Here is a 13,963-nt window from a genome sequence, read left to right as displayed (position 1 = left end):
CGAGAAAACTACGGCGGAACGGCGGCGAAGTCGTGCGGTGAGCGGCGTATTCGCGGGTGGAGAAACGCCTCCACCCGGCCCTGGATTTCTCCACCCGGGATACGCCCGCGGCGCCAAGACGGCCGGGCGCGGCGACCGTAGCGTTTTCCTGGCGAATCCCAGCAGCCAAGCCAAAATCGGGGAGTACGGCATGACCTCGCACGCCCGCACGATGATCACCACTTTGTTCCTGGACGTCGGCCTGTCCGTCGTCGCCTACTACGCGGCCAACCTGCTCGGCGCGAGCGCCTACGTGTCACTGCTGATCGGCACGATCGTCGCGGGACTGCGGACGATCTGGGTCGCGGTGGCACAGCGGCGGCTCGACCTCTTCTCGTCGTTCCTCGTGCTGCTTTTCGGCCTGGGCCTCGGGTTGAGCTTCCTGACCGGCGACCCGCGCCTGTTGCTGGCGAAGGAATCGGTGACGACCTTCTGCGCCGGCGTCGCTCTAGTCGGCAGCTGCGTGCTCAACCGGCCGCTCGCGTACTACGCGGCTCGACGCTTCGCGCTCTCGGCCGGCGGAGAGCAGCAGCGAGAATTCGAGGCCACCGCGGGCGACGCGAGGTTGCGGCGGCGTTGGTACCAGGTCTCGCTGGTCTGGGGCCTCGGGTTGACGGCCGACTCCGTGCTGCGCATCGTGGGCGTCTACACGCTGCCGTTCGACACGGCGGCCGCTTTTTCGCAGGCGTTGATGGTCGTCGCGTTCGCCGGGCTGATCGGGTGGACGCTGCTGACCCGGCGGCGGGGCGAGCAGGCGGTTCAGCGCCGGTCGTAGGCGCGCATCGCCGCCGCGACGTCGTCCAGGAAGGACAGGACGACCGGGACGTGCTCGGGCTCGAGCCGATCCGTGATGGCTTCCATCTCGGCGAGCAGCGGGCCCAGCGCGTTCCGGACGTCCTCGCGCGCGTGGTCGGTGGCCTCGAGGTGGACGCGCCGCCGGTCGCCCGGATCGGCGTGGCGGGCCAGGTGCCCGGCCGCGGCGAGCCGGTCGACCAGCACGGTCGCCGACGCCGAGGTGATGCCGAGCCGGGTGCCCAGCTCGCCGGGCCCGATCGGCTCCGGACTGGAAACGACCTGGTCGAGGGCTTGCACGTCGGTGACCCGCAGCGACAGTTTCCGCGCCAGCGCCGCCTGCATGCCCCGGCCCGCTTGCAGCAGCCGCCGCACTGCCAGGGAGAGGTCCCGCGCCGCTTGCTCGTCCGCCACGTCGGCATAGTAGCTAGAATTTCTAGCGACGAGGTACAGTGCCGGGTATGGCTAGAAAATCTAGCGAAATAGCCCACGTCAATGCCGAGATGGTGCGGAAGCTGCTCGACGGCCTCGAACCGGAGGCGGAATGACCGGCGTGGTCGTCGCAGGCGGCGGACCCGGCGGCATGATGCTCGCCTACCTGCTCGGCCGCGCCGGAATCCCGGTCACGCTGCTGGAAGCGCACCAGGACTTCGACCGCGACTTCCGCGGCGATTCGCTGCATCCCTACACGCTCGAACTGCTCGACCGCCTCGGCTTGGCCGACCGGCTGCTCGCCCTTCCGCATCACAAAGCGCGCTTCTTCCGCTTCCACACCCCGGCCGGGTCGATCACCACCGCCGACTACGGCAAGCTCTCCTCGCCGTACAACTACGTCGCCCTGATGCCGCAGGCGCACTTCCTCGATTTCCTCGCCGCCGAAACCGCCGCGCTCCCGGGCGCGAGTGTGCGTACCGGTGCCAAAGTCGTCGATCTGAACCGCGATGACGACGGCCGGATCATCGGCGTCCGCTACCGCGACGACACCGGTACCCACGACCAGCCCGCCGCGCTCGTGGTCGGCGCGGACGGCCGCTTCTCCCGGATCCGCCGCCTGGCAGACGCTCCGGCGCGCTCCCTCGGCGCCACCACCGACCTGCTGTGGTTCCGGCTGCCGCACCGTCCCGAGGACCCGCCGGACGCCGACGTCGACCTCTTCTTCGGCCGGCACCACTACGTCGGCCTCCTTGCCGGGACCAGCGGCTGGCAGGTGGGGTACAGCCTGCCCAAGGGCGGCTACGCCGAGGCTCGCGAACAGGGCGTCGGCCCGATCCGGGCGTTCCTCGCCGAGCACGTGCCGTGGCTGGCCGACCGTGCCGAGCTGCTGACCGATTTCGGCCAGACGACCCTGCTGTCGGTCGACATCTCCCGGGTGGAGCGCTGGTGGCGGCCAGGGCTGCTGCTCATCGGCGACGCCGCGCACGTCATCTCGCCGGTCGGCGGAAACGGAATCCTCATGGCGATCCAGGACGCCGTAGCCGCGGCCAACCACCTCGTGCGGGATACGTCCGACGCTGCCCTCGCGCGGATTCAGGCCGAACGCGAACCCGCGATCCGGCAGGTGCAGGCGCAGCAGGTCCGGCTGGAACAACGCGCCGCTCGCGCGAGGGAGCGTGGTCGTCCGGCCGCCCCGCCGTATCGGCTGCTGCGTTTGCTCACCGGCATCCCGGGTGCCCGCGCTCGCGCCGCCCGCGCCAATGCCTACGGACCCACTCCGCCGGTGCTGGAATCCTGAGGCGGGAAAAGCCGCGGCAGGAAGCCGATCATCAGGGCGGACCAGGTCACGTGCGTCAACAAGGGTGCCTGAACACCGCCGCCCCAACGGCGTTGCAGCGTAAAGAGCGTCCCCATGGTCGCCGACGCCAGCACCAACGCCGGATTCCGTGTCGCCGTGGTCGACAGCACGTACATCACGGTCGATGTTCGCGCGCCGAATGCGTCGTAAAGCGTGCCGCGGAAGAAAATCTCCTCAGCGGCACCGGTTACGAGCGTCGTCGTCACCACGGTCGGCGTCGAACCGTGATGGGCGTGGCCGAGCACGCCGGTGATTGCCCGGCGCAGCAACGGAATTCGGCGAGCGACCAGTGCGCAGCCGTAAAACACGCCGAACGCGCCCGCGCCCGCCAATACCGGCTGCACGACGGCGGTACGACCTCGTGGCACCGGCCCGGCCGCGCGCGCTCCGGCGAACCAGGTCGCCGCGACCGACGCGGTCAGCGCGTGAAACCGGCGCGACCCCGGCTTGCTCGCCAAGGACGCGCCCAGCAGCCCGGAGCCCGCCGCGGTCACCGCTGCCAGGAACCTCTTCACTTGGCCCGCCGACGCCGCGCTCGTTCGCCCAGTGCTTGCAGCACGGCGTCGTTGTAGCCCATCGGCTCGAAATCGACGATGCGGCGGATGGCGTCGTCGCGGACGACGACCTCGTTGCCCATCGAGTCGATCAGCGCACGCCCGGTCGTGGCGTCGATGTCGGTGACCAGCGAAAGCCAGTAGGACGACAGCCGGGGCGTGAGCAGCGGGACCGGCACGATCGCCAGCATCCGGCCCTCGATCACCGCGACGCGCTGCAGCATGTCCCGGTAGGTCAGCACCTCCGGGCCGCCGATGTCGAACGTCCGGCCCTCGGTCTCGGGATGCTCCAGCACTCCGGCCAGGTAGCGGACGACGTCGGCGAGCGCGATCGGCTGCGTGCGCGTCCCGACCCAGCGCGGCGTGATCATCGCGGGCAGGCGTTCGACGAGCTGGCGGGTCAGCTCCCACGACGTCCCGCCGTGCCCGATGACGATCCCCGCGCGCAGCACGGTCACCGGTACCCCGGTCTCCGCCAGCAGTTGTTCGACCTCGCGTCGGCTGGCCAGATGCGCCGACAGCGAGTCCGCGTCGTCGCCGAGACCGCCGAGGTAGACGATCCGGCGCACTCCGGCTTCCGCGGCGGCACGGGCGAACGAGCGGGCCGCGTTGGCGTCGCGCTGCTGGAAATCGGTGCTGTCCAGGGAATGCACCAGGTAGTAGGCGGCTTCGACGTTCTTGAGCGCGTCCCGCAAGGAACCGATGTCGGCGACGTCGCCGTGGACCGGCTGACCGGCGCCGCGGTAGCTGTCCTGGCGGCGGGTCATGGCGAGCACGTCGTGCCCGGCGTCGATCAGCGCCGGGCACAACCGTCTGCCGACGAACCCCGAGGCTCCGGCGACCAGTACCCGCATGCTTGCGACGGTAGCCGGACGAGCGGAATTCCGCTGATCACCGCTGCCGGTCCGTCATGAGCTTGCCCATCAGCCGCGAGAGCGCCTCGTCCAGCTGGCCGCCGAGCCGCGAGCCGAGCACGGCGTCCAGTTCGGCGTCGACGGCCGCCGCGAGCGAACCCATCTCGGCCAGCAGGGATTTCCCTTCCGCGGTGACGGTGAGGATGTGCTTGCGCCGGTTGTCCGGGTCCCGGCGCCGCTCGATGAGGGCGCGCTGCTCCAGCTGGTCGGCCAGCCGGACGACCAGGCTGGGACTCACCCGCATGAGCCGGGCGATGTCGTCCTGGGTCCGGGCGAAACCCTGGTCGACCATGGCGAGCGTCCCGAGGTGTTTGGGCGTCAGCCCGGTTTCGCGCAGGTGCCCGGCGAAGTCGTTCGCCAGGTCGGTGCCGAGCACCATGAGCCGGAAGGCCGCGGTCTCGGGCAAGGAGCTGTCGGTCGCCACGCGGGTACTCTATCATCTGTGCACAGTTCAATCTGTAAATAATTGATGAGTGAGGTAATGATGATCGTCCTGGTGGTGGCCAATGCCGTGCTCGCGGTGGTCAGCGTTGTTTTCGCGGTGGTGGCGGCCGTGCGGCCGGCGGCGTTGAGCCACAGCGAGGCGCCGGCGAACGGCGAGAAGTTCTACAGCTGGATGTACGCGGTCAGAGCCGTGCCGCTGGGCTGCGCGGCCGCGGTGGTGCCGTTCATCTGGTCTGGACCAGTCTGCGCGGTGGTCCTGATCGCGGCGGCGGTCGCGCAGGCCGGAGACGTCGGCATCGGGATCTTCCGCGGGGAGAAGGGGATGATCGCGGGAAGCTCCGTGGTGGGCGCGGTGCATGTGCTCGCCGCCGTCGTGCTGTGGTGAACGAAGCCGGTTGAAAGCCGCGCGTCAGCGTCACGTCAGTGCCGGTTGCGACGCTGTCGGGGTGACGTGCCTGATGTCTGTGTCCAGTTACCTGCCCGCCGCGGTGCCGATCGCGACGCTGCAGGACGCGCTCGGCCTCACCGACGCCCAGTTGCGCAGGCTGCATCGCATCTACGGGTTGTCCGAGGTCTGCCGGTCGCCCGAGTCCGAGGCCGAGATGCTGCTCGGCGCGGTCGCGAAGCTCGACGGGTTCGCCGGGGTCGAGGAACGCGTCCGCTACGTCCTGCGGCCCAAGACCGTGCCCGCGGCGTCGCCGCATCCGTTCGATCCGCTGGCCGAAGTGCAACAGAGGCTGGGGCTGCAGAACGCGCTCGCCTTCACCGTCACCGATCACGCCTGTGCGTCCGGGCTGCTCGCCCTCGACCTCGCCGGCGCACTGCTCGAACAGGACGGCGACCCGGACGCGCTGGCGCTGATTCTCGCTGGGGAGAAGGCTTTCACCCCCGCCGCGCAGATCATCCCGGACGTCGCGGTGATGGGCGAGGGGACCGCCGCGGTGCTGGTCGCGCCTGGCGGGCAACGGGACCGGCTGCTCGGCTACGCGACGACGACGCTCGGCGGTCCCGGCGGCGAGGTCATCACGAACGAAGAGCAGAACAAGGTGTTCCGGCAGATCTATCCGGACGCGCTGGGCGACGTCACCCGCGCCGCGCTCGAGGCCGCCGGGTGCGCGGCGGGCGATCTCGCGCTCGTCCTTCCGCACAACGTCAACAAGGTTTCGTGGATCCGCGCGGCGGAGGCGATGGACGTGCCGCGGAAGCGGATCTTCCTCGGCAACGTCCCGCGCACCGGCCATTGTTTCTGCGCGGACCCGTTTCTCAACTACCACACCGCGACCCGGCTCGGGCTGCTGAACCCGGGCGAGCGCTACCTGATGGTTTCGGTCGGCCTCGGCTCGACGTTTTCCGCGATGGTCTTCGAACACTAGGAGCAGAACCTGATGAGTACGGAACTCGAGATCGAGGGCGTCGGGATCACCGAGCTGGCCGACCGTTACGGAACCCCGCTGTTCGTCTACGACGGCGGCGAGCTGTCCGGCCGGATGGCCCGGCTGCGGCGGGAACTGCACGACAGCATGGAGGTCTTCTTCTCGCTGAAGTCGAACCCGAATGTGTCGATTCTGGCTGTGCTGCACGACAATGGGGCTCGCGCGGAGGTTTCGAGCCTCGCCGAACTGCGCACCGCACGCCGTGCTGGAGTGTCGCCGAACGACATCATTTTCCTCGGCCCTGGCAAGAGCCAGGCGGAACTCGAAGCCTGTCTGGACGAGGACATCGCGGCGATCGTCTGCGAATCCTTCGGGGAACTCGCGTTGATCGACCAGCTCGCCGCGGCGCGCGGAGTGCGAGCGCGGGTGGCGTTGCGGGTCAACCCGAGCTTCGCGGTCAAGGGGTCCGGGCTGACGATGGGCGGGAAGCCGCGCCAGTTCGGCATGGACGAGGAACAGCTGTTCGCCGCCGAGGATCTGGTTTCCCGGCACGCGAATGTGCGGATCATGGGCGTCCAGGTCTACATGGGCACGCGCATTCTCAGCGAGGAATCGGTGGTGGAGAACACCACGCGCATCTTCGCGCTGGCCGAACAGCTGTCCGCGCGGCTGGGCTTCGGGCTCGACCTGGTCGACGTCGGCGGCGGGCTGGGCGTGGCGTACTTCGACGGGGAACGCGACCTCGACCTCGATCTGCTGACCTCGCGGCTGAACCCGGTGATCGACGAGTTCGCCACGCGGCATCCGGACACTCGGCTCGTGATGGAGCTGGGCCGCTACCTGACCGCGATGAGCGGCACCTACGTCGTGCGCGTCCGTTACGTCAAAACCTCGCTGGGACAGAACTTCGCGGTCGCTGACGGCGGCACCAACCACCACATGGCCGCGGTCGGCATCGGTTCTTACGTCAAGCGCGATTTCCCGATGCGGCTGCTGAACCGGATCGACGAACCGGCCACCGAAACCTGGCAGATCACCGGCCCGCTGTGCACGCCGAACGACGTGCTGGGCAAGAAGATCCCGCTGCCGCCGGTGCAGCCGGGCGACCTGATCGGCGTGGAACGCTCCGGTGCTTATGGCCCGAGCGCGTCACCGGTGCTGTTCCTGAGCCACGGCTACCCCGCCGAGGTTTTGGTCCATGATGGACAGTCCTATGTGATCAGCGAACGGGACCAGCCGGAGGACCTGCTGCGCCGCCAGCACCTGCACCGGCTGCCGGTTCCCGCGGTGGAGGGCTGATGTTCAGCGCCGGCGCTCCCGTGGCGACCACGCGGACCTCGCCGTTCGCCGTGCTGCCGATGGGGCTGAAAACCGTGCTGCACCGGCGTTTCGACTCTGGTGCCGACCGGCTCGACGGCCCGATCATGACGCGGTACTTCACCGATCTGGCCGCCGGACACGACGTCGGCTACTCGCCGGAGCTGGTCGCCCAAGCGCAAGGCAACACGTTCATCTCCCTGGCCCGGGAATTGCTGCACGACCAGGTGCGCGAGCCGATCGACCTGGTCGTCGTCGCCCACGACGGCCCCGACTTCGACCCGCGCCTGTCCGCTCCGGTCAACCTGACCGCGGTGCTGCCGGGCGGCCCGATGACGTACTCGGTCTCCGGACAGGGCCCGCTCGCCGGTTTCCTCGCCCTGCGGGTGGCGGCCGGATACGCGCGCCGGAGGCCGATGCGGCGCGTGCTGATCCTCGTCATGGAGCAGCGGGGAATGCCGTACGCCGGAGCCCGCCCGCCCGTGGACGCGGCGACCGCGCTACTGTTCGAGTCCGGAGCAGGCAGTACTCGCGTTGCGCTGCTGCCCGGAATCGACCCGGCCGACGCTCGAGCCGAGGCTGATCGGCTCGCGTCGGCGGATCGTTATGGGCCAGGTTTGACTGGCGGGTCGGTCGTGGAAGGACGCTCCGCTACCGCCTTGTGGGCCGAGCCGCCTGCGGTTCTCGCTGATTACGACCCGATTCGCGGGACTCTGGGAATTTGCGCCTTCGCTCGAGAAAGCGAGCCCTCCGCACCCCTGCACGCCTGACCGCGGTGCGGCTGCGCTGGGTCGAAGCCGCGTCGCCTCAGCCGTGGCTCGCCGTCCGTGAAGGGCTCCTTGAAGGAATCAGATTCCCTCAAGGAGCCCTTCACGGACCTTCAGGCGCGGGCCGAACCGACACGGGGAATTTGCGCCTTCGCTCGAGAAAGCGAGCCCTCCGCACCCCTGCACGCCTGACCGCGGTGCGGCTGCGCTGGGTCGAAGCCGCGTCGCCTCAGCCGTGGCTCGCCGTCCGTGAAGGGCTCCTTGAAGGAATCAGATTCCCTCAAGGAGCCCTTCACGGACCTTCAGGCGCGGGCCGAACCGACACGGGGAATTTGCGCCTTCGCCGGGGAAAGCGAGCCCTCCGCGCCCCTATAATCGGGAGCGGAACTGCCGCGGCGAAGAAAAGGTGAAGATCTGTGCGCGTGGTCATCGGCGAAGACCAGTTCCTGCTCCGCGACGGGCTGGTCCGGCTGCTCGAAGCGCACGGGATGACGATCGTCGCGGCGCTCGACAACGGGCCGGATCTGCTGAACGCGCTGGTCACGGAGAAGCCGGACGTCGGCGTGGTCGACATCCGGCTTCCGCCGTCGTTCACCGACGAGGGGTTGCGCGCGGCGATCGAGGCGCGCCGCCAGGTGCCGGGGCTGCCGGTGCTGGTGCTGTCGCAATACGTCGAACGCTTGTACGTCAACGAATTGCTGGCCGACGGCGCGGGCGCGGTCGGCTACCAGCTCAAGGACCGGGTGCTCGACGGCGACCACTTCGTCGACGTCCTGCGCGGGGTCGCCGCGGGCAACACGATGATGGACCCTGAAGTGGTGTCGCGGCTGTTCACGCACAACACGCGCGACGTCGCGCTGGAGAGCCTCACCCCGCGCGAGAACGACGTGCTCCGGCTGATCGCCGAGGGGCGGTCCAACAGCAACATCGCCGCCGAGCTGTTCGTCACCGAAAAGGCGGTGTCCAAGCACATCAACAACATCCTGGCGAAGCTGCAGCTGCCGGTGTCCGAGGACAGCAACCGGCGGGTGCAGGCGGTGCTGGCCTACCTGCGCCGCTGACTGCGCGCCGATACCGCGCGTCGTGCGTGGCGATACCGGGCATCGCTACTCACGACAGGCGCTGAGCGTTCAGCCGATCGGCCGGCACGGGATTTCGATGACCACCGAGGTCGGGCCGCCGAGCGGGCTGAGCACGGTGAGGAATCCGTCCAGCGGGGCGAGCCTGCGTTCGAGTTCCCGCAGGCCGGTGCCCTTGGACGGGTCCGCGCCGCCGTTGCCGTAGTCGGTGACCGTGATGGACAGCCGTCCGGCGGAATGGTGCATGTCGATTTTCCCGGAATCCGCGCCGGAATGCTTCATCGCGTTGTTGAGCACCTCGGAAACGGTGAAATACGCGGCGGTCTCGACGGCGGGCGCGAACCGGCCGGGGAGGTCGACGGTGGTCTCCATCTCCAGCGTCGCCTCCATCCCGAGTTCGCGGACCGCGTCGGCGAGACCGCGGTCGACCAGCACCGGAGGCTGGATCCCGCGCACCAGATCGCGCAGTTCCTGCAGTGCTTTCACTGAGCTCGCCTTGGCCTCTTCCATCAGGCTCTTCGCGGCTTCCGGCTGCCGTTCGGCGAGTTTCGCGGCCGCGTCGAGCGTCATTCCCATCGCGACCAGGCGGGCTTGCGCGCCGTCGTGCAGATTGCGTTCGATCCGGCGCAGTTCCAGCGCCTGGTGGCCGACCGCGTCGTCGCGCGTGGTGGTGAGGTGCTGGACGCGCTGGGCGAGCACGGTGCTTTCGGACGGGGAAAGGAATTTCGCCGCCAGCGCCGCGTGCAGTTTCAGCAGGTGCGGGGCCGCCCACAGGACGAGCGGGAAATGCAGCAGGCCCAGCACGACCGCGATCCAGGCGACGGCCGGGTTGTCCACCGGCAGTGCCACGTACCAGTCGCCGAGCCACAAATCGTCCAGAACCGGGTAGAGCAACGGCATCAGCAGCCCGCGCACGCCGTCGACCACGAGCGCCAGCGGGGCCAGCGTGAGCAGGCACCCGATCGTGCAGTCCACCAGCAGCCAGGCCGTGTCCCGCCAGGTGGCACGGTCGGCCAGCAACCGGGCGAACACCTGGAAGAACCGCGTGCCCTCGGGCAGCGGGAGATACGGTTGCGGCACCTCCCGTCCGGTCCAGGCACCGTGCAGTTTCCGCTGCAAATTGGCGACCGCGCGGACGGCGTAGACCACCGGCGGGATCAGGAACACCCCGACGCCGACGCCCAGCAGGGAAGCAGCGCAGGCCAGGAGCGCGAAAAGCACCACCTCGACCGGTGCGAGCAGACCCAGCGCGGTGCTGTGCAGCACGGCGAGGCCGCCCCGCGCGAACCAGGGCTTCGGTGCCGCCGGCTCGCGGGCATCGGTGGAGGGCATGTCCCGATTATGTGCTGTTCCCGGCTTTCCCGGCAGGGGTGCTAGGACCAGTCCGGATCGAAGAGTTAGCACCATCGGAATCCGCCCCTGCCGCTCGTAGGTTTCTTCTGTACCCGACGCGCCTGGGAGAGTGACCGATGTACCAGTCCGGACAGCCAAGCACGGATGCGGTGACGCTCCGCTCCGTCACCAAGTTCTACGGAGGGAACCGGGCCCGCGTCGTCGCACTCGACGGGATCTCGGTTTCGTTCGCCCGCGGCAGTTTCACCGCGGTGATGGGACCGTCCGGTTCGGGCAAGAGCACCCTGCTGCACTGCGCGGCCGGGCTCGACCAGCCGGATTCGGGCACGGTCGTGCTGGCCGACCAGGATCTCGGCCGGCTCGACGAGGCGCAGCTGACCCGCATGCGCCGCGACCACATCGGATTCATTTTCCAGCAGTTCAACCTGCTGCCGTCGCTCGACGTGGTCGACAACGTCACGCTTCCGCTGCGGCTGGCGGGGAAGAAGGCCGATCCGGCGCTGGTGAACCGGATCATCGAGCAGGTCGGGCTCGGCGGACGGCGCGGGCACCGGCCCGGTGAATTGTCCGGCGGCCAACAGCAGCGCGTGGCGATCGCCCGCGCGCTGGTCAGCCGTCCGCACGTGACCTTCGCCGACGAGCCGACCGGCGCGCTGGACACGACGTCCGCGAGCGAGATCCTGGACCTGCTGCGCGCCGCGGTGCGGGCCGAAGGGCAGACCATCGTGATGGTGACGCACGACCCGGTCGCCGCCTCCTACGCCGACCGGGTGCTGTTCCTCGCCGACGGGCAGTTCGCCGGAGAGTTGCACGAACCGACCGTGGACGAGGTCGCGCGCGGCCTGACCGCGTTGAGCGCACGCACGACGCGGCTCGGCCGCGACGGCCGGAACACAGTCGGGACGGTGCGCTGATGCTGCGCCTTGCCCTGAGCACCCTCCGGTTCCGCAAGGCCGGATTCACCGCGACGTTCGTCGCGCTGCTCGTCGGAACCGCGATCGTGATGGCGTGCGGCGGGCTCATGCAGACCGGGATCTCGCCGCGGGTGCCGCCGCAGCGGCTGGCCGAGGCCCCGGTGGTGGTCGCAGGCGACCAGCACTACAACCTGCCGCCGACGAACCCGGGCACCGAGGACGAGGACCACGAATCCGCGACCCTGCCCGAACGGGTGCGCCTCGACGCGTCGCTCGGGGCGAAGATCGCGGCCGTTCCGGGCGTCGCGAAGGTCATTCCCGACGTGTCGATCCCGGCGACGCTGCCCGCGGATCCCGACGTGAAACTGGTGCGCGGCACCGCGTTGGGCCACGACTGGGCGACCGCCGAGCTGGCCCCGTATTCGCTGACCGACGGGCGGGCTCCGCAGCGAAGCGGCGAAGTCGTGCTCGACCAGTCGACGGCCGCGGCCACCGGGGTCGCCTCGGGCGGTTCGGTGCAGATCGCCGTGCACGGCGGGGTCCGGTCCTTCCAGGTGGTCGGAATCGCTGTCGCGGGCGGGAAAATAGCGTCCGACGCGGTGTTCTTCTCCCACGAAGACGCCCTTGCGCTGACACCCGCGACCGGTCAGGTCGACGCGTTCGGCGTGCTTCCCGCCGCAGGCACGGATCCGGCCGCGCTGAGCACCCAGATCGCGAACGTGGTCCGCGACCAGCACGCGGTCGCGCTGACCGGAGTAGCGCGCGGGACGGCCGAGTTCGCGCAGGCGAGCGACGGCGGCGAAATCCTGGTGATCCTGGCCGCGGTGTTCGGCGGGCTGGCCGTGCAGGTCGCGTTGTTCGTGGTGGCCAGCACGCTGGGTCTGTCGGTGCAGCAGCGGCGGCGCGAGGTCGCGTTGCTGCGTGCGGTCGGCGCGACGCCCAAACAGGTGAGCCGGATGATCACCGCGGAGTCGATGGTGATCGGGATCCTCGCGACCGTGCTGGCCGCTTTCCCCGGCGAACTGCTCGGGAACTGGCTGTTCGACCGGCTGTCCGGGTTCGGCGTCTTCGAACCGGTGCTGGCATATCACCAGGACTGGATTCCGACCGCCGCCGGCATTCTCGTGGGCCTGCTGTCCGCGTGGGGCGCGGGATTCGTCGCCGCGCGGTACGCCGGGCGGACGCGTCCGGTGGAGGCGATGCAGGAACTGGTCTCGCCGAAGCGCTGGCTGACGTCGTTCCGGCTGTGGTGGGGCATTGGCAGCCTGATCGGCGGCGTGGCGCTCGCGTACCTGACGATCACCGTGATGGACGGCCCGCTCGCGGCCAGTACGGCCGGTCCGGCGGTCACGCTCGTCGCGGCGGCGGTGGCGCTCTTCGCGCCGGGAATCACCCGGGTGATGGTCGCGGTGCTGCGGGTTCCGGTGCGGGCGGTGAGCGGGCTGTCCGGCTATCTCGCGATGGCCAACGCCCGGGTGCGCTGGCTGCCGATGTCCGGTGCGGTCGTGCCGGTCATGCTCGCCACGACGCTGGCCGTGTTCATGCTCTACTTCCAGACCACGCAGGTGGAATCGGCGAAGCAGAAGTACGCGTCGAACCTTTCGGCGGACGCGGTCGTCACTTCGTCCACCGGCGACGTCGGCACCGGGTTGCTCGACAAGGTCCGGGCGCTGCCCGGGGTCGGCACCGCTTCGGCGTACGTGACCAGCAAGGGCTACAACGAGAAGCCGTCGGACTCGAGCCAGGACGAGGACGGGCTGGCGCTGACCGGGGTAACCGGTGACGCGGTCGCGAAGACCCGGGCGTCCGAGGTCGCGACCGGTTCGCTGGACGCGTTGCAGGGCAACACCATCGCACTCCCGGTCGACAACGCGACCCGGCTGCACGTCAAGGTCGGCGACGAGATCGGCCTGCGGCTCGGCGACGGCGCACAGGTGCGGCTGCGAGTGGTGGCGACCCTGCGCTCAGCGGCGGAGTTCGCGACGGCGTTGCTGCCCGCGGGCACGCTGGCTCCGCACACGACCGACGGGATCGCGTCGCAGGTGCTCGTCACCGCGGCGGCGGGCACGAGCGTCTCCCAGCTGATGAGCACGCTCGACGGGCTGGCGCAGTCCTCGCCCGGCGTGCAGGTCGCCAACCGGGACACGCTCACCGCCAAGTTCGTGCAGGAACAGGAAGCGAACGCCTGGGTCAACTACCTCGTGGTCGGCATGATCCTGCTCTACGCGGCGATCTCGGTGGTGAACACGCTCGTGCTCTCGACCGCGCACCGGCGGCGCGAGTTCGGCCTGCAACGGCTGGCCGGGTCGAGCCGGGGCCAGGTGCTCGGCGTGATGGCCGTGGAGGGGATCGTCGTCGCGATCATCGGCGTGGTTCTCGGCACCGCCGTCTCGCTCGCGATGCTGGTCCCGTTCAGCCAGGCGGTGTCCGACAGCTGGCTGCCCTATGGTCCATTGTGGATTTATGGGGTGGTGGTCGTGCTCGCGGTCGTGGTAAGCATGGTCGCCACGCTCTTCCCGACGTGGCTCGCGGTGCGCGGCAAGACCTCGATCGCCATGCTCTCTCCTGAATAGGTGACCCCTGGGCGGCCGCCCGCCGCTGACTGCCCCCAGCTGTCAGCGCGCG

General features: G+C 69.6%; 14 protein-coding genes. 9 read left to right on the top strand and 5 right to left on the bottom strand.

Translation table 11 applies throughout. The features are described from left to right. Nucleotides 1-190 precede the first annotated feature (190 nt). On the top strand, nt 191-814 hold the full coding sequence (locus FKO37_RS42445) for a VC0807 family protein (protein WP_037812049.1): 624 nt from the start codon (nt 191-193) through the stop codon (nt 812-814). Here FKO37_RS42445 and FKO37_RS42440 read toward each other — a convergent pair. Beyond that, on the bottom strand, nt 799-1,245 hold the full coding sequence (locus tag FKO37_RS42440) for a MarR family winged helix-turn-helix transcriptional regulator (RefSeq protein ID WP_051173179.1): 447 nt from the start codon (nt 1,243-1,245) through the stop codon (nt 799-801). The genes FKO37_RS42445 and FKO37_RS42440 overlap by 16 nt on opposite strands. A gap of 130 nt (nt 1,246-1,375) precedes the next feature. Here FKO37_RS42440 and FKO37_RS42435 point away from each other — a divergent pair, with 130 nt between their 5' ends. After that, on the top strand, nt 1,376-2,563 hold the full coding sequence (locus FKO37_RS42435) for an FAD-dependent oxidoreductase (RefSeq protein WP_238608028.1): 1,188 nt from the start codon (nt 1,376-1,378) through the stop codon (nt 2,561-2,563). Here the strand turns inward: FKO37_RS42435 and FKO37_RS42430 are convergent. From FKO37_RS42430 to FKO37_RS42420, 3 genes are read right to left on the bottom strand one after another with little or no spacing between them, the layout of a single operon-like run. After that, entirely contained in the window at nt 2,530-3,138 is a 609-nt protein-coding gene (locus tag FKO37_RS42430; protein ID WP_238608027.1) for a CPBP family intramembrane glutamic endopeptidase, read from the bottom strand. The two genes, FKO37_RS42435 and FKO37_RS42430, sit on opposite strands and share 34 nt — an antisense overlap. Next, nucleotides 3,135-4,031, bottom strand: coding sequence for an NAD(P)H-binding protein (locus tag FKO37_RS42425; RefSeq protein ID WP_238608026.1), 897 nt, complete (start codon nt 4,029-4,031; stop codon nt 3,135-3,137). Before FKO37_RS42425 ends, FKO37_RS42430 begins: the two co-directional genes overlap by 4 nt. A gap of 37 nt (nt 4,032-4,068) precedes the next feature. Then, complete coding sequence (locus tag FKO37_RS42420; RefSeq protein WP_238608025.1) at nt 4,069-4,515, bottom strand: MarR family transcriptional regulator; 447 nt, start codon at nt 4,513-4,515, stop codon at nt 4,069-4,071. 45 nt (nt 4,516-4,560) lie between these two features. Here FKO37_RS42420 and FKO37_RS42415 point away from each other — a divergent pair, with 45 nt between their 5' ends. The 5 genes from FKO37_RS42415 (at nt 4,561) to FKO37_RS42395 (ending at nt 9,053) form a co-directional block, all read left to right on the top strand. After that, nucleotides 4,561-4,920 carry a hypothetical protein gene (locus FKO37_RS42415; protein ID WP_238608024.1) on the top strand — a complete coding sequence of 120 codons (360 nt, stop codon included), beginning with the start codon at nt 4,561-4,563 and terminating at the stop codon, nt 4,918-4,920. Nucleotides 4,921-4,993: 73 nt separating this feature from the next. Next, the gene (locus FKO37_RS42410; RefSeq protein ID WP_238608023.1) at nt 4,994-5,908 is read left to right on the top strand and encodes a 3-oxoacyl-[acyl-carrier-protein] synthase III C-terminal domain-containing protein; all 915 of its coding nucleotides are present in this window, start codon (nt 4,994-4,996) and stop codon (nt 5,906-5,908) included. 12 nt (nt 5,909-5,920) lie between these two features. Next, nucleotides 5,921-7,207 carry a type III PLP-dependent enzyme gene (locus FKO37_RS42405; protein ID WP_238608022.1) on the top strand — a complete coding sequence of 429 codons (1,287 nt, stop codon included), beginning with the start codon at nt 5,921-5,923 and terminating at the stop codon, nt 7,205-7,207. Beyond that, nucleotides 7,207-7,995, top strand: coding sequence for a hypothetical protein (locus FKO37_RS42400; RefSeq protein WP_238608021.1), 789 nt, complete (start codon nt 7,207-7,209; stop codon nt 7,993-7,995). The genes FKO37_RS42405 and FKO37_RS42400 overlap by 1 nt, the downstream gene beginning before the upstream one ends. A 413-nt stretch (nt 7,996-8,408) precedes the next feature. Continuing rightward, on the top strand, nt 8,409-9,053 hold the full coding sequence (locus tag FKO37_RS42395) for a response regulator transcription factor (protein WP_043839341.1): 645 nt from the start codon (nt 8,409-8,411) through the stop codon (nt 9,051-9,053). Nucleotides 9,054-9,122: 69 nt separating this feature from the next. Here the strand turns inward: FKO37_RS42395 and FKO37_RS42390 are convergent, their stop codons facing one another. After that, on the bottom strand, nt 9,123-10,403 hold the full coding sequence (locus FKO37_RS42390; RefSeq protein ID WP_238608020.1) for a sensor histidine kinase: 1,281 nt from the start codon (nt 10,401-10,403) through the stop codon (nt 9,123-9,125). Nucleotides 10,404-10,540: 137 nt separating this feature from the next. Between FKO37_RS42390 and FKO37_RS42385 the strand changes: the two genes are divergently transcribed. Continuing rightward, the gene (locus FKO37_RS42385) at nt 10,541-11,338 is read left to right on the top strand and encodes an ABC transporter ATP-binding protein (protein WP_037812034.1); all 798 of its coding nucleotides are present in this window, start codon (nt 10,541-10,543) and stop codon (nt 11,336-11,338) included. Continuing rightward, complete coding sequence (locus tag FKO37_RS42380; protein ID WP_238608019.1) at nt 11,338-13,911, top strand: ABC transporter permease; 2,574 nt, start codon at nt 11,338-11,340, stop codon at nt 13,909-13,911. The genes FKO37_RS42385 and FKO37_RS42380 overlap by 1 nt, the downstream gene beginning before the upstream one ends. Nucleotides 13,912-13,963: the final 52 nt, after the last annotated feature.

This window comes from Amycolatopsis sp. Poz14 (assembly GCF_006704225.1).
GTDB lineage: Bacteria > Actinomycetota > Actinomycetes > Mycobacteriales > Pseudonocardiaceae > Amycolatopsis > Amycolatopsis nivea.
This window is presented reverse-complemented; position numbering and strand designations above follow the sequence as displayed.